Annotated in this window: 19 protein-coding genes and 1 pseudogene; 9 read left to right on the top strand and 11 right to left on the bottom strand. The window is 64.3% G+C overall.

Annotation, left to right across the window (positions count from 1 at the left end; all coding sequences use genetic code 11):
• The first annotated feature begins 127 nt into the window (after positions 1-127).
• Together G7007_RS14970 and G7007_RS14965 are read left to right on the top strand one after the other, a co-directional pair.
• Positions 128-1,102: a hypothetical protein gene (locus G7007_RS14970; RefSeq protein ID WP_181102867.1), complete on the top strand. Its 975-nt coding sequence runs from the start codon at positions 128-130 to the stop codon at positions 1,100-1,102.
• Positions 1,099-1,464, top strand: a complete 366-nt coding sequence (locus G7007_RS14965; protein ID WP_181102866.1) for a hypothetical protein — start codon at positions 1,099-1,101, stop codon at positions 1,462-1,464. The genes G7007_RS14970 and G7007_RS14965 overlap by 4 nt, the downstream gene beginning before the upstream one ends.
• Positions 1,465-1,555: 91 nt before the next feature.
• Here G7007_RS14965 and G7007_RS14960 read toward each other — a convergent pair whose 3' ends face one another.
• The 8 genes from G7007_RS14960 to G7007_RS14925 form a co-directional block, all read right to left on the bottom strand.
• A complete protein-coding gene (locus G7007_RS14960) occupies positions 1,556-2,602 on the bottom strand; it encodes an AI-2E family transporter (protein WP_181102871.1) in 1,047 nt (348 codons plus the stop codon).
• Positions 2,603-2,613: 11 nt separating this feature from the next.
• On the bottom strand, positions 2,614-3,408 hold the full coding sequence (locus G7007_RS14955; protein WP_181102865.1) for a DUF4892 domain-containing protein: 795 nt from the start codon (positions 3,406-3,408) through the stop codon (positions 2,614-2,616).
• A gap of 109 nt (positions 3,409-3,517) precedes the next feature.
• Positions 3,518-4,372, bottom strand: coding sequence for an alpha/beta fold hydrolase (locus G7007_RS14950; protein ID WP_181102864.1), 855 nt, complete (start codon positions 4,370-4,372; stop codon positions 3,518-3,520).
• On the bottom strand, positions 4,369-5,157 hold the full coding sequence (locus G7007_RS14945; RefSeq protein WP_181102862.1) for an alpha/beta fold hydrolase: 789 nt from the start codon (positions 5,155-5,157) through the stop codon (positions 4,369-4,371). The genes G7007_RS14950 and G7007_RS14945 overlap by 4 nt, the downstream gene beginning before the upstream one ends.
• A 93-nt stretch (positions 5,158-5,250) precedes the next feature.
• Positions 5,251-5,601, bottom strand: a complete 351-nt coding sequence (locus G7007_RS14940; protein WP_181102861.1) for a hypothetical protein — start codon at positions 5,599-5,601, stop codon at positions 5,251-5,253.
• An 86-nt stretch (positions 5,602-5,687) separates the two neighbouring features.
• On the bottom strand, positions 5,688-6,146 hold the full coding sequence (gene sixA, locus G7007_RS14935) for a phosphohistidine phosphatase SixA (RefSeq protein ID WP_181102860.1): 459 nt from the start codon (positions 6,144-6,146) through the stop codon (positions 5,688-5,690).
• Positions 6,143-6,481, bottom strand: coding sequence for a DUF4389 domain-containing protein (locus G7007_RS14930; RefSeq protein WP_181102859.1), 339 nt, complete (start codon positions 6,479-6,481; stop codon positions 6,143-6,145). The genes sixA and G7007_RS14930 overlap by 4 nt, the downstream gene beginning before the upstream one ends.
• Before the next feature lie 15 nt (positions 6,482-6,496).
• Positions 6,497-7,522 (bottom strand): NAD(P)H-dependent glycerol-3-phosphate dehydrogenase, encoded by a 1,026-nt coding sequence (locus tag G7007_RS14925; RefSeq protein ID WP_181102858.1) that lies wholly within the window; start codon positions 7,520-7,522, stop codon positions 6,497-6,499.
• 150 nt (positions 7,523-7,672) lie between these two features.
• Between G7007_RS14925 and G7007_RS14920 the strand changes: the two are divergent.
• The 5 genes and pseudogenes from G7007_RS14920 (at position 7,673) to fabB (ending at position 14,554) form a co-directional block, all read left to right on the top strand.
• Positions 7,673-9,781, top strand: a pseudogene (locus G7007_RS14920) (TonB-dependent receptor plug domain-containing protein).
• Positions 9,781-10,674, top strand: a complete 894-nt coding sequence (locus G7007_RS14915; RefSeq protein ID WP_181102857.1) for an ABC transporter substrate-binding protein — start codon at positions 9,781-9,783, stop codon at positions 10,672-10,674. Before G7007_RS14920 ends, G7007_RS14915 begins: the two are co-directional and overlap by 1 nt.
• Positions 10,671-12,599, top strand: a complete 1,929-nt coding sequence (locus G7007_RS14910) for an ATP-binding protein (RefSeq protein ID WP_181102856.1) — start codon at positions 10,671-10,673, stop codon at positions 12,597-12,599. Before G7007_RS14915 ends, G7007_RS14910 begins: the two co-directional genes overlap by 4 nt.
• A 207-nt stretch (positions 12,600-12,806) precedes the next feature.
• Positions 12,807-13,322 carry a 3-hydroxyacyl-[acyl-carrier-protein] dehydratase FabA gene (fabA, locus tag G7007_RS14905; protein WP_181102855.1) on the top strand — a complete coding sequence of 172 codons (516 nt, stop codon included), beginning with the start codon at positions 12,807-12,809 and terminating at the stop codon, positions 13,320-13,322.
• An 11-nt stretch (positions 13,323-13,333) separates the two neighbouring features.
• The gene (gene fabB, locus G7007_RS14900; RefSeq protein ID WP_181102854.1) at positions 13,334-14,554 is read left to right on the top strand and encodes a beta-ketoacyl-ACP synthase I; all 1,221 of its coding nucleotides are present in this window, start codon (positions 13,334-13,336) and stop codon (positions 14,552-14,554) included.
• Positions 14,555-14,656: 102 nt separating this feature from the next.
• On the opposite strand, the gene G7007_RS14895 is transcribed toward fabB, so the two are convergent.
• The 3 genes from G7007_RS14895 to G7007_RS14885 all read right to left on the bottom strand — a co-directional run bounded on the left by G7007_RS14895 (position 14,657) and on the right by G7007_RS14885 (position 17,604).
• On the bottom strand, positions 14,657-15,661 hold the full coding sequence (locus G7007_RS14895) for an amidohydrolase family protein (protein ID WP_181102853.1): 1,005 nt from the start codon (positions 15,659-15,661) through the stop codon (positions 14,657-14,659).
• A 97-nt stretch (positions 15,662-15,758) separates the two neighbouring features.
• Positions 15,759-16,757: a beta-N-acetylhexosaminidase gene (gene nagZ / locus G7007_RS14890; protein ID WP_181102870.1), complete on the bottom strand. Its 999-nt coding sequence runs from the start codon at positions 16,755-16,757 to the stop codon at positions 15,759-15,761.
• A 145-nt stretch (positions 16,758-16,902) separates the two neighbouring features.
• Positions 16,903-17,604: a TetR/AcrR family transcriptional regulator gene (locus G7007_RS14885; protein WP_181102851.1), complete on the bottom strand. Its 702-nt coding sequence runs from the start codon at positions 17,602-17,604 to the stop codon at positions 16,903-16,905.
• 220 nt (positions 17,605-17,824) lie between these two features.
• Here G7007_RS14885 and lexA point away from each other — a divergent pair, with 220 nt between their 5' ends.
• Positions 17,825-18,430, top strand: coding sequence for a transcriptional repressor LexA (gene lexA, locus G7007_RS14880; RefSeq protein WP_181102849.1), 606 nt, complete (start codon positions 17,825-17,827; stop codon positions 18,428-18,430).
• A gap of 11 nt (positions 18,431-18,441) precedes the next feature.
• On the top strand, positions 18,442-18,918 hold the full coding sequence (gene sulA / locus G7007_RS14875; RefSeq protein ID WP_181102847.1) for an SOS-induced cell division inhibitor SulA: 477 nt from the start codon (positions 18,442-18,444) through the stop codon (positions 18,916-18,918).
• Positions 18,919-18,944: the final 26 nt, after the last annotated feature.

Here is an 18,944-nt window from a genome sequence, read left to right as displayed (position 1 = left end):
CACCCGACCTCGTCAGACATTGGGCTGGAAATTCCCTGTTGAAGTGTTGACGGATCATCTGCAACTGCTGGCAACCAATCGGCTCAACATTATCAACTGACTGTTGCACTTGGAACCTGAGGCCGCCATGCCTCAAGCACAGAGTTTTATCAATCGCAAAACGCAGTCATACCAATCTTTAAAAGCCAGCATTTCCATGTCTGGATATGCCCAGAGCAAGTTCGACATACTCAACTCCCATATTGCAAACGGGGTGGTCCTCGCTGGAGAGCTGGTCATTTTGGCTGACTCTGATACACCTTCCTGTACCGGTCACGAAGCTTTTCTAATGACCAACGCCATTCAGGTCCATAGGGACCTGCTGTCGAATGGAGTTGAAGCGGATGATTTTTTTCTAGAACACTTCGACCTACTCCAAAGCTTGCTAGCCAACGCATCGTTGGGGGCAGGCGCAGCCAGCGATGGATGGAGCAGATACCTTGACAACATCAAGAATACGCTAGAAGAAATAGAACAGCTGCACCGTGACTATCTTAGATCCGGCACACTTAGAGCGCGTGATGAATTTTTTGCAAAACGCACTGCATTATTCATGAAGCTAGAGGAACAATTAGAGCATATCGCTGCTTACGGCTCAGGTTTACGCAAACAAGGAAAAACCAAAAACACACTTGGCATTTCGACAAAAAGTTATCTTCACCAAGGTGAAATATCAGGATATACCGAAAAGGTGTCCGGTGTCGCCAGGGCCTCAAATTTAGTTAAACGAGGCACTTATCTGGGTATGACCCTAGATGTCGCATCGACAGGTCTAGCGATCCATAAAGCCTGCACGACCGGTCGGGAAACGGAATGTCGACGTGCTAGATATGTTGAGGGTTCCTCTTTGATGGGTAGTTTAGCGGGCGGCAGCGCCGGAGGGTACGCAGGAGGTTTAGCAGGAGCGGCCATTTGCACTGTCTTAGGGGTCAGTACAGGAGGGCCCGGAGCCCTTGTCTGCGCAGTTATCGGCGGCGCGGCGGGTGGCAAGGTTTTTGGTGACTATGGTAGCCAAGGCGGCGAGATGCTAGGTGATTTTTTATATAACGAGGTATCAGAATGAATGACGTGCATCCGGGGTTCATTGCGCTGCTGATACTGACCCCGATGATGCTCGCCATGATCGTGCAGTGCTATATCGCGCACGCTTACACCGAGCGCTTTGAGTCGCATTTGAAAAACTGCACATTCGTGAATGACAACAAAAGAACGTTCCAGCATGCGGGGCTGCTGGGAAAGCTCATGCGTACGGGCTTGATCTCGATGATCGTGGCAGTACCCAGAGTGTTTACGCGCAGAAACCTTATCGACCCAGCCGAAGTCGCACGATTTCCTGCAGGCATGAAACGATTGCTGGTCAGCCTGTTGACCATTCAAATCCTGCTGTTGACTGCCTTGGTTGTGTTTCACCATACACATCATTAAAAGGCCAAAGCCGCATGCACGTCCATCAGTCCATTAGCCCATCACACAACAGTGGTGAGCGCAGCCTGGCGTCTGAAGTCCAGAACAAGCATCACTGCTGTCGGGGCTGTTCATTGCGGCTCCAATCCAACAACAGACTATACGCCACCGCCAACAACGTCGGCCCGATGAACAGGCCGATGAAGCCAAACGCGAGCAGGCCGCCGAACACACCCAGCAACACGATGACCAGCGGCAGGTTCCCGCCCCGGCTGATCAGGTAGGGCTTGAGCACGTTGTCCACGCCGCTGATGACGAAGGTCCCCCAGATGGCCAGGAAGATGGCCATGCCGTAGTGTTCCTGCCAGACCAGCCAGGCCGTGGCCGGGATCCAGGCCAGCGGTGGGCCCATGGGCACCAGGCTGAGCATGAAGGTGACGATCCCCAGCACCAACGCCCCGGGCACGCCAGCGATCAGGAAGCCGATCAGGGCCAGCAGGCCTTGGGCGGCCGCCGTGCCGATCACGCCGTTGACCACCCGCTGCACCGTCCCGGCGACCAACGTCAGGTAATAGTCGGCGCGCTCGCCGATCAGCCGCTGCAGCAGGCGCAGCACGAACGCCGCCAGGCGTGGCCCGTCGCGGTAGAAGAAGAACACGAACACGATGCTCAAGGTCAGCTCGAGGATGCCACCGCCGATCTGGGCGCTGCGCGCCAACAGCCAGTTGCCGACCTGCCCCAGGTAGGGCTTGAGCGACGCCAGCAGCGCCGCGCCCTGCTGATCGAGGGTGTTCCAGCCATCGACCAGACGCTCGCCGATCAGGGGCATGCGGCCCATCCAGGGCGGCGCGGGCGGCAACCCTTCGACGCGGATGTCGCGGATGAAGAGCGTGGCATCGCGGATATGGTCGGCCAGATTGAAGCCGAGCCAGACCAGGGGCAGTACCACCAGCAAGGTCCAGGCCCCGGTCAGGAGCGCGGCTGCCAGCGTCTCGCGTCCACCCAGCCAGCGCGTCAGCACGCGCATGGCCGGCCAGCTGGCGAAGGCCAGGATCGCGCCCCACAGGAGCGCAGAGATGAATGGCGCCATGACCCAGAGGCCTGCGCCCAGCAGCGCCAGCAGGAGAATCTGGATCAGCAATCGGTCGTTGTTGGGCAGGATGGGCGTGCTCAGCGGATCAGCTCCACATGCAGGCCCTTGTCGGCCGTCTGGTTGGCTTCCAGCCGGGTACTGCGCACGCCGGCGTCGATCAACTGCTGGCGCCAGGCCTCGGGCTGTTCACCGCCCAGTACGACCCTGAGCGTGCTGTCGAGGTTGAGGCTGCGCGCCAGCAATGTCGCCCAGGTCGGCCGCACCGCGCCCAGATCCGGGTAGTCCAGCTGACCGGTGTCACGCAGCTCGCGCAGGATCGTCGCTGGCGTCGGCAACAGCTCGCCCAGGGGCGTGTCGGCGACGAATTCCTCGACATGCAGGTAGGCGCGCCCGTTGCCCCGCGTGACGCTGTACAGCGACACCAGGGCATCGGGCTGCTCGGCGGAGCGGCGCAGCAGGATGAACGCCTGGCGCTCGTCCCCGCCGTTGAGGCGCGCGTTCTTGAACACCTCGTTGGCCCACAGGCTGGCTTCGCCACAGTCGCGACTCTGGCACCAGAACAGCGGATACCCCCCTTCGCGCTGCAGCTGCTCGCGTGCCGCGGTGAACGCCTCGCGGGCCGTGCGCTCCTGGGGCAGCTCATAGGTGATCGAACTGACCTGGCCACGGCCTTCGACCTTGCCTTCCATGCGTAGCCGACCGCTGATCTTGCGCAACGCGCCCAGCGGATAGACACGCTCCTGCTGCACCGCAGGCCGCTGGTCCACGACACGTGCATCGGCCGGCGTGGGCAATGCGTCCGCCTGACACACCACGGCGGACAGGGTCAGCGTCAGGCCCGCTGCCAGGCGTGTTGCGCAGCGCCTGCTCATCGATTGCCTGCTAGGTATGGCTGGCCGCTCGGGCCGTATGGACTGTCTGGCATGTACATGGTCGTCTCCCTGATGAACCTGGCAAGCCTCGGCACTTGCCCGGCTCAAGTCAAGCAAACCGCAGGAAACGATTGAAACAGTCTGCAACAAGGCTTGCGCCGAGTTCATCGTTCAGGTGCAGGTGATGCCCGCCTGGCAGCGTCACCTGCTCGAACGGCAGTTGGGCTAGCAGGTCGTGTTCATGCGCCAACAGGCCGTCGGTCGCGACGATCAGCTGAGTCGGGCAGGCGATGCGCTGGACGAACGACAGCGCCTGACCCTGGGTGAGACGAACGGGCGAAGGCAGGGTCAGACGGCTGTCGCTGCGCCAGCTGAACCCTTCCTGCACGGGCTCCAGCCCGCGCAGCGCCAGCCGTTCGGCAGCGTCGTGACTGACCGGCACCTGACCGTTCATGCGCGCCCTCACGCCCTCTTCGAAACTGGCGTAGACCCGCTTGCGGCCCGGCTGTCGGCGCAGGCATGCCTGCAAGGCCATGCCCAGCCGGCTGGCCGCTTCCTGCTCGTGTGCCACGGGTGGAAGCACGCCATCGATCAAGGCCAGTCGATCGACGCGCTCGGGCAATGCACCGGCCAGTTGCACGGCGATCACGGCGCCTAGCGAGTGGCCTAGCAGCCCGAAGCGCTGCCAGCCCAGGCGGTCGGCGACGCCCAGGACATCCTCCACATAGCCTGAAAGGTGATAATCGCCACCCGGTGGCCGATGCCCGGAACAACCATGCCCGGCCAAGTCGAGCGCAACGATGCGCAGGCCCTCCAGGCGTGGCGCCAGGCGGACGAAACTGTCGGCGTTGTCCAGCCAGCCGTGCAGCGCCAGCATCGGCACACCGTCCGCAGGCCCGTACGCGCGCGCGGCCAGGGTCAGGTGGCCCAGGTCCAGGCTCAGCTCGCTCGATACCGGGCTCATGCCTGGCCCCAGCGGTCGCACAGGCCCTTGATCAGGCTGGCAGTGTCCACCGGCCGTTCCAGCGGGAACATGTGCCCGCCTGGCACGGTGTGGTATTCACCCTTGGGCATCGCGCGCACGGCCAATGCGTGACGCCGCCGTACCACCCGGCTCTGCCGCCCGCCGATCATCGCCACCGGCACCTCCAGCGGGCGGCCAGGCATGGGCAACTCGTGGGGTACGCTTCGGTAGATGCCGATTTCGGTCGCGGGATCGAATCGCAACTGCCAGCCCTGTGCGGCTTGCGTCAGCCCATGTTCCAGGTAGGCGTCCAGGCACTCTGGATCGAAACCTTGGAACAGCGCCTTGCTGGCGAAATAGCGGCGGGCGGTTTCAGGGTCGGGGAACGACGCCCGCCGGCCCAGGGTCTGCCCTGCGGGCGTGATGCGATCGATCAGGCCGACCTGCTTGGCGCCCCGAATCAACCAGCGCTCGACGCGGGTGAACAGTGGCGAATCGAGCATGATCACGCCCCGGTACAGGTCCGGCCGGCGCATGGCCGCGTGCAGGTGCAAGACGCCGCCCAGCGAGTGGCCGACGCCCCACACGGGCGCCGGCTGGCCCTGCACATGGTGCAGCAGCTCATCGACCAGGCCGCGCCAGTTGTCGTCCACCGGAAAGCGCGGATCATGCCCCTGGCACGCCACATGACTCACGCTGTAGTCCGGCGCGAGGGCAGCGAACAGCTTGCCATAGGTCGCGGAAGGGAACCCATTGGCATGGGCGAAGAAGATCGGCTGAGGCATGGCCATCTCGGTTGTCGGCAACGAAGCGGTCATTGTCGAGGGACCGCCTGGCCCGAGCAACGTCTGGACAAGTCATCGTCAAGGGCGATCAGGTCAGGCCGATGATTTCACGGCCGACAGCGAGCGGCGCAAACAGGCCTGCAAATAGACCATCTGCTGGTCGAGGGCCTCGTAGGCCAGCCGACGCTGCTCGGCCGACATTTCCAGGCGCCGCACCAACAGGCAACTGGCTTGCAGTGACTGCGCCATGCGCTGGGTCGCCTGGTGCAGCGCTTCGAACTCGCCATGCTCATGGAACGCACGCACCAACTGGTCGAGCCGGGCAGCGGCGCTGTCGCGCAGCACCCCGTATTCGGCGAAATCCAGGACCGTGTGGTCGCGCACCTTGTCCTTGGTGCTCTGCAGGTTCAGCGAGCGCACCAACCTCAGGTCGTGAATGGTCATCCTTAGCCCCCCGGCTCGTCATCTGACTCGAACGTTAGCAAGGGGAAAAAGACCACCACAACTGACAGAAGTGTCAGGTTGTCTTGTCAGTCGGGTTGGTGCAGGGCGCGCAAGGTCATGCCTCCGGCCAATGCCCATGCCCCCTCCAGCTCGGCCAGGCTGGCCGTGGAAAAGCCTACGGGCTGCTGCACATGGCCCTGTTCGAGCAGGCTGACCAGCTCACCCACCAACGGCTGGTGGCTGACCAGCAGCACGTGCTCCAGGGCCAGTGCATCGAGCTGGTCCAGCACCTCGCGTGGATCGCCGTCAGGCGTCAGCCAGGCGCCAGTGCGAACCGAGACGGAGGTGGCCAAGGCCTGGTGAACCAGCGCGGCCGTCTGTTGAGCGCGCACGTAGGGGCTGGCGATGATCGCCTGCAACGGCTGGCCGGCCAGATGCGTGGCAGCCCGCACGGCCTGCGCCTGCCCGTGGGCGGTGAGCCGGCGCTCGGCATCGCGCGCAGCCTGTGGCTGGGCTTCGCCGTGACGCAGGATCCAGACCTTCACGGCTTGGGCCGGTGGCGGTTCGTCGAGGCGCCGGGCATGTGGGGCGCTTCACCCTCCGGCGCGCGCGGTGTCGGCCAGTCGGCGAACGGCCAAGGTTTGCTGTCGGTCTGGAACATGCCGAAGCGGCCGATCTGCGCCAGGTACTGACTCAGGCTGTCGCCCAGGTTCATCAAGCCGGCATTGGGCGCGCCATACACCAGGCGATAGATCAGCTGCGCCAGCACCAGGGCCGCCAGCAGCAGCTCGGCCAGTTGCCAGACGACGAGAAAGAGCAGCATCCACAGGACGCGCAGGAGGATCGATTCGTGCTGCTCGGGACGGGAAGATGGGTTCACGGGGGGCTCCAAAGATCAGTTGAAATCGCTGGTGGAGATGAAGTCGACATCGGTCTTGGGTTCGGCGCGCATCAACCACTCGATCACCTGGTCGAGGGTCCGCCCCTCGAAGAGGATCGCGTGCAGCCCGGCGACCAGCGGCATGTACACCTCGAGCGCCTCGGCCTTGGCCTTGAGCACCTTGAGCGTGTTGACGCCCTCGGCCACCTCGCCCAGTCGGCTGACGGCATCGTCCAGGCTCAACCCCTGCCCCAAGGCATGACCGACCTGGTAATTGCGGCTCTTTGGCGACGAACAGGTGACGATCAGGTCGCCCACCCCTGCCAGGCCCATGAACGTCATGGGGTTGGCGCCCTGGCTGACCGCGAAGCGCGTCATCTCGGCCAGTGCACGGGTGATGAGCATGCTCTTGGTGTTTTCGCCCATCCCCAAGGCCACGGCCATGCCGGCGATGATGGCGTACACGTTCTTCAGCGCACCGCCCAGTTCGACGCCATGCCGGTCGGCACTGGCATAGACACGGAAAGTACGCCCGTGCAACACCGCCTGGACGCGTTGGCAGAGGGCCTCGTCCTCGCTCGCCACGACCGTGGCGGTGAGGGCCTGTTCGGCGATCTCGCGCGCCAGGTTGGGGCCGGACAGCACGCCGATCCGCGCCTTGGGCGCGATCTCTTCGAGGATCTGGCTCATCAGCTTGAAGCTGTGCGCCTCGATGCCCTTGGTCAGACTGACCAGCATGCGTCCGTCGAGCAGGGCGGCGTGGGGCGCCAGCACGCTGCGCAGCGCGCTCGAGGGCAACGCGACGAACACCAGGTTGCAGGCCTGTAGCGTGTTCAGCAGGTCAGTGACCGGCTCGACGTCGTCGTGCAAGCGGATGCCCTTGAGATAGCGAGGATTCTCACGGTGAGTACGCATGGCCTCGGCTTGCACCGGGTCACGCATCCACTGCAGCACGTGCACCCCGTTTTCAGCCAGCAGGTTCGCCACGGCCGTGCCGAAACTTCCTCCCCCCAACACCGCTACAGCTTGCTGTCCAGTCATGTTCCATCCGTCAAAAGCGCTGTCGATAGGTGATGGGGGCATTATACGGAGCCTGCACGGCAGGGCCAGCGACAATCGCCGCTGGGCGGCGCTGGCAAAAGCGGCCACGTCGGTTAACATGCCCGCCCTCACACTGACCAAGATCACACCGTGCGCGCAGGCTTTCCTTCCCGATCCCTCCTGCTGGCCGCTGCCCTGTGCGGGCCGACGCTGGCCGATGACCTGTTCGTCGACGACCAGGCGCTGCCCGAGGTGCTGACCGCGACGCGGCTCAGACAGTCACCGGCCACGGTGCCCGGCAGCATGACCGTGCTCGACAGCGCACTGATCCACGCCAGTGGCGCCCGGGACATTCCCGAACTCATGCGACTGGTGCCAGGCATGATGATCGGCTATGGCGCCGGCAACCAGCCGACCGTCAACTACCACGGCAGCAACGTCAGCGATGCGCGTCGCATGCAGGTGCTGATCGATGGTCGCTCGGTGTATCGCGCCGGCTTGGCGACTGTGGACTGGAGCGACATTCCCGTCGCCCTCGAAGATATCGAACGCATCGAGGTCTTTCGCGGGCCGAACACGGTCAGCTACGGCGCCAATGCGTTGATGGCGGTGGTGAACATCCTCACCCTCCATCCTGCCGACAGCCATGGCACCCGAATGAAGGTGACCCGTGGCCAGAACGGGATCGCCGACTGGTATGCCAGTCAGGGGCTGGGCTGGGACGGCGGCGACGCACGGCTGTCGCTGTCGGGTGCGGCGGACGACGGCTTCGACCACGATGCGTCCGGCCATGACTACCGCGACAGCCGACGCCTGACCCGCTTCAACCTTAGCGCCAGCCAGGCCCTGGCACCTGGGCAGCGCCTCGACTGGCAGCTCGCGGCCAAGCATGGCAGCAATCAACGGCCCTACACCTACCAGGCCGTCTTTCCCAACGTCGCCGCTGCCGGCAAGGATGCGGACGTCGAGGCCGACGACTATGCGGGCTCGTTGCGCTGGAACATCGACTTCGACCCACGGCACAGCCTGCATGTACAAGCCTCCGCACAGCGCTTCGAGCGACGCCAGCTCTGGCGAGCCTGCGATGCCGCGCTGTCGTTCAGCCCGGAGCTGACTCGCCTCTGGCAGTTGGACCCCGGCTTCGCCGAGCAGGTCGCCCGTGGCATCGCCAACCCGCCCGACAGTTCCGACCCGGTACGCCAGGCGCTGCGCGATCAGGTCAAGGACCAGTGGGACCACCAGGGCGGCAGCCAGGTGGTCTGTGGCGATGTCGACCAGAGCACCCGCGAGTCGCGCTATGACCTGGAGCTGCAAGACACCCTGAGCCTCACCGACAGCCTGCGACTGCTCAGCGGGTTAGGCTACCGCTACGACCGTGCCGACTCGCAGACTTACTTCGACGGCAGCCTGGACGACCAGACCTGGCGGGCGTTCGGCCAACTGGAATGGCGCCTCGACGACCGCTGGATTCTCCAAGGAGGCGCCATGCTCGAGGACAGCCGCCTGTCCGGGGAGTCGTTCACACCCCGTGTGGCGCTCAATTACCTGATCAACCCGCGGCACGGCCTGCGTCTGGTATACGCCGAGGCGGTGCGCTCACCGGACATGTTCGAGAACAACGTCAACTGGAGCTACCGGGTCAACCACCTGACCCCTGCCGCGTTCGGCCAGCGACAGGCCGAGTACTTCGTCAAGACACGTGGGCCGGGCGACCTGGAGCAGGAGCGCATGCGCTCGCGCGAGATCGGCTACAACGGCTACTTCACCGCCCTGGACCTGAACGTCGACCTCAAGCTGTTCCATGACCAGATCACCGGCATGATCAGCGAACCCTTGCGCAACAACCAGTACATCGCCAGCAACGCCAACCGCGCGCGGTTCACCGGGAGCGAGGCGCAGCTCGACTGGCAGGCGACCCTCGAAGACCGGCTGCGGGTGACCTACGCCTACGTCGACGCCTGGGCCAGCAATCCTGCCGATCGCCAACTCACGGCACGCAACAGTGGTTCGGTCGCCTGGCTGCGCGAATGGGGTGACGGCTGGTCGAGCGGGCTGTTCTACCTCGGCGACGACGCGCTCAATGGCTACCGCTACGAACGCGCCGACCTGCGTCTGGCCAAGCGCCTGCAATGGCAGGGCACCCGCCTCGAACTGGCCGCACTCTGACAACAACGGCTGGACGACGAGCCGACCACGCTCGTGCAGAACCGCTACGACAGTCGCCGGCGGTTGAGCTTCAGCGCGGAGCTGCAGTTCTGATGAAGCGCTGGGTGTGTGCAGCCCTGCTGACATGGGTCTGCCCGCTGGGCGCGCTATCGGCGCACGAGGTGCTGGTGGTAGGCGCCCGCGAGGAACCCAGCATGCGGGCGTTCACCGATGCCCTGCAAGCGCGTCGCCCGGCCGACCACGTGCGCTTCGAAACCGTGACGCAGCTGCCCCGCCCCGCCCGGCTCATGCCAGAGACGCGCTTGATCCTGCTCGATGCCGACGCCCTCGACTGGCGGCTGGGCGAAAGCGCCGGCCCATCGGCCCTCGCCCTGCGCGTCAGCCGTGTCCAGGCGCAACGCCGCCTGGGCTCGACGCGGCCAGGGTTTCTCAGCCTGCTGTGGAGCGATCCACCGCTGGACCGGCAACTGCGTCTGGTGCGCTATCTGCTGCCGACGGCACGCCGGATCGGCGTGCTGCACGGCGACGATAGCGGCTTTCTGCTGGCTGAACTCAACCGCGCCGCCGCACCGCTCGACCTGGAAATCGTGGCCCAGCCTTGGCCACAGCCGACCGACAATCGCCCGCTGCAGCAGGTCTTGGCCAGCAGTGACGTCCTGCTCGGTCTGGACGATCCCGATGTCTACAATTCCAAGACCGCGAAGAACGTGCTGCTGAGCAGCTATGGCCGGCAATTGGCGCTCATCGGACCCAGTGCCGGCTTCGTGCGGGCCGGCGCACTGGCCACCACCTACAGCGACCAGCAGGACTGGCTGAGCGAGCTCGACTTCTTGCTGGACCAGCCACCAACGACCTGGCCACGCAGCCATTACCCCGCCCACTTCGGTGTGCTGGGCAATCAACAGGTGGCCCGGGCGCTTGGCCTGAGCCCCATCGACACGACGGCTGCCGAGCTGGCCCTGGCAGAAGAAGGCACGCCTCCATGAGCCTACGCCTGAATTGGAACATCCAGACGCGCACGCAGATCATCAGCCTGGGACCGGCCCTGCTGCTGACCTTGCTGCTGATCGGCTTCTTCACCTTCGTGCGCATTCAGGACTTGCGTCAAGAGCTCAATCACACCGGACAGCTGATCGCCAGCCAACTGGCGCCGGCGTCGGAATACGGGGTGATCTCCGGCAACAGCCAGGTGCTCGACAGCCTGATGCGCGCGACCCTGAGCATCCCGCATGTGCGCTTTCTCGAAGTGCAGGACAGCCGCAACCACATCCTGACCTATGTCGAACAGCCCGGTGAGGGCAACCAGCGGCCGCAACGCGTCGAAGTCTTCCAGGCGCCGATCCGCCTACAGCGCATCGCCCTGGACAACGATTTCCTGGGCCAGGGCAAATCCCCCCCGCCCCAGGTGGGTGACGACTACCTGGGCCGTGTGATCGTCGGCATGTCGGACGATGCGTTCAACGAGCGCCAGCAGGAAATCGTCATCAAGGCGATCATCCTGGCGCTGTGTGCACTGGCATTCACCTTCGTGCTCGCCCGGCGCCTGGCGCGTAGCCTGGCCCAACCGATCAGCGACATGGCGCAGACCGTCAAGGCGCTTCAACAAGGCGACTTCGACACGCCCCTGCCCGTGCTGGACGACACCGAGCTGGGCCGCCTGGCGCGCCACATCAACAGCCTGGCCAGCGCCCTGGACCATGCCAGCCGCGAACAGCAGCAAGCGATCGCCCAATTGGTCCAGGCGCGTGAGGAAGCCGAACAGGCCAACCGCGCCAAGTCCGACTTCCTGGCCATGATGAGCCACGAGCTGCGCACACCGATGAACGGCGTGCTGGGCATGCTGCAATTGCTGCAGACCACGTCCCTGACCCGCGAACAGGCCGAATACACCACGGTCGCCAGTGAATCGACCGGCCACCTGCTCAAGGTCATCAACGATATTCTTGATTTTTCTCGGCTGGAGCGCACGGGCGTGGCGCTGGAGTCGGTCGAGTTCGCACCAGGCGAACTGGTCACCCGTTGCGTGCACGCCTTCCAGCACCTGGCGCGTGCCCGCGACCTGCACCTGGAGACGCATCTGGCCGACGGGGTAGACGCACTACGGGTCGTTGGCGACCCGACCCGTATCCGGCAGATCCTGCTGAACCTGATCGGCAATGCGCTTAAATTCACCGAGCAAGGTCGAGTCACCGTCGACGTGCGGTGCCAGCCGCTCACGGCCCGCACCGTCGAGCTGACCTGCACGGTACGCGACACGGGTATCGGCATCGACCCTTCACGCCTGGAGGCGATGTTCGTGGCCTTCCAGCAGGCGGACAGTTCGATTTCCCGGCGTTATGGAGGGACCGGCCTGGGCCTGTCGATCGCCCGTACGCTCGCCGAATGCATGGGCGGCCAGCTGCAGGCGCAGAGCCGTGAGCACCAGGGGTCGACGTTCATGCTGACGTTGCCCCTGCGCCTGGCCCCCGTCGACGCCGCCTTCGGCGAGCCTGCCGAAGGCGAAACCGCACTGGCGCAGGACCGCGAGGTGCTGGTGGTCGAGGACAATGCCGTGAACCAGACCGTGACGCTCGCCATGCTGCACAGCCTGGGCTACCGCACCCAGATCGCCAGCGATGGGCAGCAGGCGATCGACGCCGTCACGCAGCAGCGCTTCGACGCGATCCTGATGGATTGTCGCTTGCCCGGCATCGATGGCTTCGCTGCGACACGGCGCATCCGACACTTGCCCCATGGTCAGCAGGTACCGATCATCGCGCTGACGGCCAGCGCCTTGCAGGGCGATCGCCAGCGCTGCCTGGATGCAGGCATGGACGACTACCTGGGCAAACCCTTCCAGCGCAGTGATTTGCGACGTGTGCTCGATCGCTGGACGCCCGCCGGGACTGCCGCGACTGGCGATAAATGCTAAAGTGCGGCAGTCTTAAAGACTGGACAGGATGCACGTCGCGCCTGAAAATACGTCTTTTCAGTGCACACTTGTACTGGATCACCGATCCACTGTGACTTTCACCACAACGCAATAGTCTACCTGTAGGCTGCCGACCCGATGCTCACACGCTCGGGCCAGGCCGGGAAGATTGCCCCCCGCCACCTTGGGGATTATTGAGGAGCTCGCATGACCAAACAAAACGCCTTTACCCGGGAAGACCTGCTGCGCTGCAGTCGCGGTGAGCTGTTCGGCCCAGGTAATGCGCAACTGCCCGCCCCCAACATGCTGATGGTCGACCGCATCACGCACATCAGTGCCGAAGGTGGCAAGTATGGCAAGGGTGAGCTGGTCGCCGAGCTGGACATCAATCCTGACCTGTGGTTCTTCGCCTGCCATTTCGAGGGCGACCCGGTGATGCCAGGCTGCCTGGGCCTGGATGCCATGTGGCAGCTGGTCGGTTTCTTCCTCGGCTGGCAGGGCCTGCCGGGCCGTGGCCGTGCGCTGGGTTCGGGCGAGGTGAAATTCTTCGGCCAGGTCCTGCCGACCGCCAAGAACGTGACCTACAACATTCACATCAAGCGCGTGCTCAAAGGCAAGCTGAACATGGCCATCGCCGATGGTTCGGTCAGCGTCGACGGCCGCGAGATCTACACTGCCGAAGGCCTGCGGGTCGGCGTGTTCACCTCCACTGAAAACTTCTAAGGGTTATTCGCATGCGCCGCGTCGTTATCACTGGTCTGGGCATCGTGTCGTGCCTGGGCAATGACAAAGCTACCGTCACCGAAAACCTGCGCAACAGCCGTCCGGGCATTCGTTTCAACCCGGAATACAAGGAAATGGGGCTGCGTAGCCAGGTGTCCGGCTCGATCGACCTCAACCTCGAAGAACTGATCGACCGCAAGGTCTTCCGCTTCGTTGGTCACGCCGCCGCCTACGCCTACCTGGCGATGGCCGACGCGATCAAGGACTCGGGCCTGAGCGAAGAGCAGGTGTCGAACCCGCGCACCGGTCTGATCGCCGGCTCCGGCGGCGCATCGACCCTGAACCAGATGGAAGCGCTGGATATCCTGCGCGAGAAAGGCGTCAAGCGTGTCGGCCCGTACCGGGTCACCCGCACCATGAGCAGCACGGTTTCGGCCTGCCTGGCCACGCCTTTCAAGATCAAGGGCCTGAACTACTCCATCGCCTCGGCTTGCGCCACCAGCGCGCACTGCATCGGCACCGCCATGGAGCAGATCCAGATGGGCAAGCAGGACATCGTCTTCGCCGGCGGCGGCGAAGAAGAGCACTGGAGCCAGTCGTTCCTGTTCGATGCCATGGGCGCCCTGTCGAGCAAGCGCAACGAGACGCCTGAACTGGCCTCGCGTGCCTACGATGCGGACCGCGACGGCTTCGTCATCGCCGGTGGCGGTGGCATGGTCGTGGTCGAGGAGCTCGAGCACGCCCTGGCCCGTGGCGCGAAGATCTACGCCGAAATCGTGGGCTACGGTGCCACCTCCGACGGTTACGACATGGTCGCCCCAAGCGGTGAAGGCGCCGTGCGCTGCATGCAGATGGCCCTGTCCACCGTCGACGCACCGATCGACTACCTGAACACCCACGGCACCTCCACGCCGGTGGGCGACGTCGCCGAGATGAAGGGCGTGCGCGAACTGTTCGGCGACAAGGCACCGAAGATCAGCTCGACCAAGAGCCTGTCCGGTCACTCGCTGGGCGCTGCCGGCGTACATGAGGCCATCTACTGCATGCTGATGATGGAGAACAACTTCATCGCCGGCTCGGCCAACATCGACGCGCTGGACCCCGAGGTCGCCGATCTGCCGATCCTTCGCAAAACCGAGGAAAACGCCAAGATCGACACGGTCATGAGCAACAGCTTCGGTTTCGGCGGGACCAACGCCACGCTGGTACTCAAGCGCTGGCAGGGTCAGTAACAGCCCTCCGGTAACACGCAACGCCCCGCCTGGTTCGCGACCTGAGCACCCTGCTCACGCGAAACAGGCGGGGCGTTTGCGTTTCAGCCTGCCTGCGACAGGTCACCTGGCCTTGGGCAGCAGCGCCAGGAAATTGTCCTTGGCGACCTGGCGCGCCACGGGCTCGGGCAGCGCATCGAGGAACACGTCGAAGCCGTGCATCTGCTCACCCAGGCTGTCGAAGCGCCCGACCACGTCCGAGCCCAGCATGAAGCGATCGGGAAAACGCTTGACCAGGTCGACCCAGGCCTGGCGAGGCTTGCCCTGCTCGTCCAGCAGATAGGGTTCACGCACGCTCCAGGACAGGTCGATGAACAGGTTGGCATGCTGTTCCAGCAACCGCGTGAGCTCGGGCAACAGGAAATCCATCTGCGTCTGGTGACGGTGGATTTCCAGGCTGGCACCGGCATGGGCCCAGATGAAGCGCGTGTTCGGGTGCTTGCCCAGCGGTTCTTCGATCTCGGCCAGGTACAACGGGTTGCGCTCGCGCTTGGAGGTGATGTTCGAGTGCACCAGCACGGGCAGGTCACGCTTGGCGACCAACGCGTAGATCAGGTCCATCGCCTCGTTGTTGGCGCGTGGCGTATCGCCGCTGGTCAGGGCCGTCAGGTCGTCATGCCGCGTGAAGACCTCGCCCAGGCCCTGCCACAGGTCCGGATACAGGTCGAGCATGCGCTCGACATGGGCAGCCGCATTCTTGTCGACAGGGTTGAAGCCGCTCAGAAAGGGATGAAAGCGCCGACGCTGCTCGGGCGACAGCCCCTGCAGGGCAGCCGCCACGTACACATCCGTGGCGCTGTACCAGTACGCCGCCGCATCGTCCCCGGCGTAATAACGCGGACGCTTGGGCTCGTCCTCGTGCCACTTCTTCGCCACCGGAATGCCCGAGATCATCGAGTGTTCGATGCCAGCAGCGTCCATGGCCTTCAGCAGCGCTGGCATGCCTTCGCTTTCCTGAAAGAAATCCACGTAATGCAGGTGGGCGTCACTGTAGCGATACTCACGCCCCAGCGCCGGCTGGCACAGCAGGATGGCCAGTGCCATCAGGGTCAGGTTCTTGCCGCGCATGCCTTGGTCCTCAGGGATTTACCGCTGGGATAGACCCAGGGAGGCACGAGTCGGTTCAGCCGTGCCGGCAGGCTCATCCGGCCACCTGACCGCAGCCTCAGTCGACCAGGCCAGCCTCCTTGAGCGCCGTCAAGGCGGCCAGCCAGCGCGGCTGTGCACGGTAGTCGGTACCTGCGGTGCCACGGCCGCGCATGCGTGCGATACGGGGCGAAGGTTTGACGCCGAGACGCTGGGCAGCGGACAAGGCCAGCTCGGCCGCTGCACGGTCATTGCAGACCAGCCCCATGTCGCAGCCGGCCGTGAGCGCAGCTTCGATACGGCTGGCTGCATCGCCGACCACGTGGGCACCGGCCATCGACAGGTCGTCGCTGAAGATCACACCCTCGAAGCCCAGCTCACCGCGCAGGATGTCCTGCAACCAACGGCGCGAAAAACCTGCCGGCTGGCCATCGACCTGAGGATAGATGACATGCGCCGGCATCACGGCCGCCAGTTGACCGCCCAGCCGGGCGAACGGCAGCATGTCGACGGCGCGTAGCGTCTCCAGGCCACGCTCGTCGGTCGGAATGGCCACGTGCGAATCCGCCTCGGCCCAGCCATGCCCGGGGAAATGCTTGCCACAGGCCGCCATGCCCGCTGCCCCCATCCCGCGAATGAACGCGCCGGCCAGCTCCACCACGCGTTGCGGCGACCCTTCGAAGGCGCGGCTGCCGACCACGGCGCTGCGCTGATGATCGAGGTCGAGCACGGGTGCGAAGCTCAGGTCCAGGCCCACGGCCAGCACTTCGGTCGCCATCAGCCAGCCACAGGCTTCGGCCAACGACGCGGCATTGGCGCATTCGCCGAGGGCGCGCATGGCGGGCAACCGAACGAAACCTTGGCGCAGACGCTGGACCCGCCCTCCCTCCTGGTCGACGGCCAGGATCAGATCGGGGCGCACGGCGCGGATGGACGCGCACAATTCACGTACCTGCCGCGGGCTGTCGATGTTGCGTGCAAAGATGATCAAGCCTGCCACTTCGGGTTGACGCAGCAGATGCCGGTCTTCGGCGGTCAGCCAGGTACCGGCGATGTCAACCATCAGTGAGCCTTGCAGGCCATTGGGCATGTGGAATCCTTAGCGCGAAACGCAACGTACGAGAATGGAGAGGCGCCTGCCGCGAACGAAAAAGCGCCGCCGCGCAGCTTATCCGAGCCAGGCGGCAACGCCCAGCCCTGCAGCGATACGCGGCGTGGGGGGATCAGGCCTTGGCGGGGGTCGATTTGCTGCGGGGTCGCACCTGGGCCGCTGCCATGGCGGGGTCGGTCACCCCGCTGTCGGCGCGCATGCCCGCAGCGAGGAACGGCACCATCAGGCGCATCACTTGCTCGATGGACGTGTCGACCCCGAACTCGGTTTCGGAAATGGCGCGCAACGCCTTGATGCCGGACATGCTGAAGGCGGCGGCACCCAGCATGAAATGCACCCGCCAGAACAGTTCGAGGGGGGGAATACGCGGGGCGGCGTCGTTCACCAACTGCATGTAACGGCGAAACACCTTGCCGTACATGTCTTCCAGGTAACGTCGCAGGTGTCCCTGGCTTTCGCTGAACGCCAACCCGAGCAGGCGCATGAAGATCGACAGGTCGTTGTTGCTGCGCGGCTGCACGGCCAGCGCCTGCTCGACCAGCAGCTCGAGCAGCTCCTCGAGGCTGGCCTGCCGCTCGGGCCGGGCCTGTCGCTGCTCGAGTTCACGCTCCAGGCTTGCGCAGAACGGCCCCAGGAAACGCGAAAAAACGGCCTGGATCAGCGCCTTCTTCGAGCCGAAGTGGTAATTTACTGCAGCCAGGTTGACACCGGCCTTGCTGGTGATCAGGCGCAAGGAGGTTTCTGCGAATCCCTTTTCCGCGAACAGTTGCTCTGCCGCATCGAGAATGCGTTCGACAGTTTCCGATTGAGCCATGACCTTTCCACCCGCAAACAGTTGTTTGAAACATACGTTTCATCCCCCGCCCCTGTCAAGGCCGGGTGACTGCCAAGTCAGTGAACCCGAAGGCGCGTCGGCGCACGCTGATTCTTCCCCCGAACCCCTGAATCGGACGACCGTTCGCAAGTTCGTGCTTGCAGCGACCTCACCCCTGTATATAATCCCAGTCACTGTATAAAAAGCCAGAGCCCACGCCATGCTGAAACTGACGCCACGCCAAGCCGAAATCCTGGCCTTCATCAAGCGCTGCCTTGAAGACAATGGATTCCCCCCCACCCGCGCCGAGATCGCACAAGAGCTGGGGTTCAAATCGCCCAATGCTGCCGAAGAGCACCTCAAGGCCTTGGCCAGAAAGGGCGCTATCGAAATGACCCCGGGGGCTTCCCGCGGTATCCGCATCCCGGGCGCCGAGCCCAAGGAAGAGCCCGGCCTGCCCGTCGTCGGCCGGGTGGCGGCAGGCGCGCCCATCCTGGCCCAGCAGCACATCGAGCAGTCCTGCCACATCAACCCTGCATTCTTCCACCCACGCGCCGACTACCTGCTGCGAGTGCACGGCATGAGCATGAAGGACGTCGGCATCTACGATGGCGACCTGCTGGCAGTGCACACCTGTCGCGAAGCCCGCAATGGGCAGATCGTCGTGGCGCGCATCGGCGACGAGGTCACGGTCAAGCGGTTCAAGCGCGAAGGGACCAAGGTCTGGCTGCTGGCGGAGAACCCGGACTTCGCGCCCATCGAGGTGGACCTCAAAGACCAGGACCTGGTGATCGAAGGCTTGAGCGTCGGCGTGATACGCCGCTGACAGGAGGCACCATGCAACCCACCGCACAATCGGCCAGGCCTACACAATTGCCTTTGTTCGAAGCCTTCTTGGCACAGCCGGTACTGCCCGGTTTCAAGACCCGGGAGCCCATCGCCCCCGAGTACCGGCCCGAACACTTCAGTGAACTGGCCTTGCGCGGTGCGCAGGCCCACTGCCAGAGCCTGCTCGCGCCAGTCCTGCGTGAGCTCAGCGAAGAGCAGGATGCACGCTGGCTGACGCTCATCGCGCCACCCGTCAGCCTGACCCATGCGTGGTTCAGAGACGCGGGACTGAACCGCGAGCGTATCCTGCTGCTACAACCCAGAGGCACACAGAACGCCTTGCAACTGGCCAGCGAAGCCTTGCGTCTGGGCCGTAGCCATACCGTGGTGAGCTGGCTGGGCAACGTCAATGCCACCGCGCGCCAACAGCTGATTCGCGCGGCCATGACAGGGAATGCACAAAGCCTGAACATTCGCTTCGGCTGAGGCTCGGGCGCTTACGGTAACCGAGC

The organism is Pseudomonas entomophila (genome assembly GCF_013523125.1).
Classification (GTDB): domain Bacteria; phylum Pseudomonadota; class Gammaproteobacteria; order Pseudomonadales; family Pseudomonadaceae; genus Aquipseudomonas; species Aquipseudomonas entomophila_B.
Note: the sequence above shows the minus strand (reverse complement) of the source record. Positions and strands in the feature narration are given on the sequence as shown.

Bases quoted from the DNA above. Each gene is read 5' to 3' on its own strand.
- G7007_RS14970 (WP_181102867.1), top strand. From the start codon at position 128: ATGCCTCAAGCACAGAGTTTTATCAATCGCAAAACGCAGTCATACCAA.
- lexA (WP_181102849.1), top strand. From the start codon at position 17,825: ATGCTGAAACTGACGCCACGCCAAGCCGAAATCCTGGCCTTCATCAAG.
- fabB (WP_181102854.1), top strand. From the start codon at position 13,334: ATGCGCCGCGTCGTTATCACTGGTCTGGGCATCGTGTCGTGCCTGGGC.
- G7007_RS14945 (WP_181102862.1), bottom strand. From the start codon at position 5,157: ATGCCTCAGCCGATCTTCTTCGCCCATGCCAATGGGTTCCCTTCCGCG.
- G7007_RS14965 (WP_181102866.1), top strand. From the start codon at position 1,099: ATGAATGACGTGCATCCGGGGTTCATTGCGCTGCTGATACTGACCCCG.
- sulA (WP_181102847.1), top strand. From the start codon at position 18,442: ATGCAACCCACCGCACAATCGGCCAGGCCTACACAATTGCCTTTGTTC.
- G7007_RS14915 (WP_181102857.1), top strand. From the start codon at position 9,781: ATGAAGCGCTGGGTGTGTGCAGCCCTGCTGACATGGGTCTGCCCGCTG.
- G7007_RS14940 (WP_181102861.1), bottom strand. From the start codon at position 5,601: ATGACCATTCACGACCTGAGGTTGGTGCGCTCGCTGAACCTGCAGAGC.
- G7007_RS14925 (WP_181102858.1), bottom strand. From the start codon at position 7,522: ATGACTGGACAGCAAGCTGTAGCGGTGTTGGGGGGAGGAAGTTTCGGC.
- G7007_RS14910 (WP_181102856.1), top strand. From the start codon at position 10,671: ATGAGCCTACGCCTGAATTGGAACATCCAGACGCGCACGCAGATCATC.
- G7007_RS14885 (WP_181102851.1), bottom strand. From the start codon at position 17,604: ATGGCTCAATCGGAAACTGTCGAACGCATTCTCGATGCGGCAGAGCAA.
- G7007_RS14955 (WP_181102865.1), bottom strand. From the start codon at position 3,408: ATGAGCAGGCGCTGCGCAACACGCCTGGCAGCGGGCCTGACGCTGACC.
- G7007_RS14895 (WP_181102853.1), bottom strand. From the start codon at position 15,661: ATGCGCGGCAAGAACCTGACCCTGATGGCACTGGCCATCCTGCTGTGC.
- G7007_RS14950 (WP_181102864.1), bottom strand. From the start codon at position 4,372: ATGAGCCCGGTATCGAGCGAGCTGAGCCTGGACCTGGGCCACCTGACC.
- fabA (WP_181102855.1), top strand. From the start codon at position 12,807: ATGACCAAACAAAACGCCTTTACCCGGGAAGACCTGCTGCGCTGCAGT.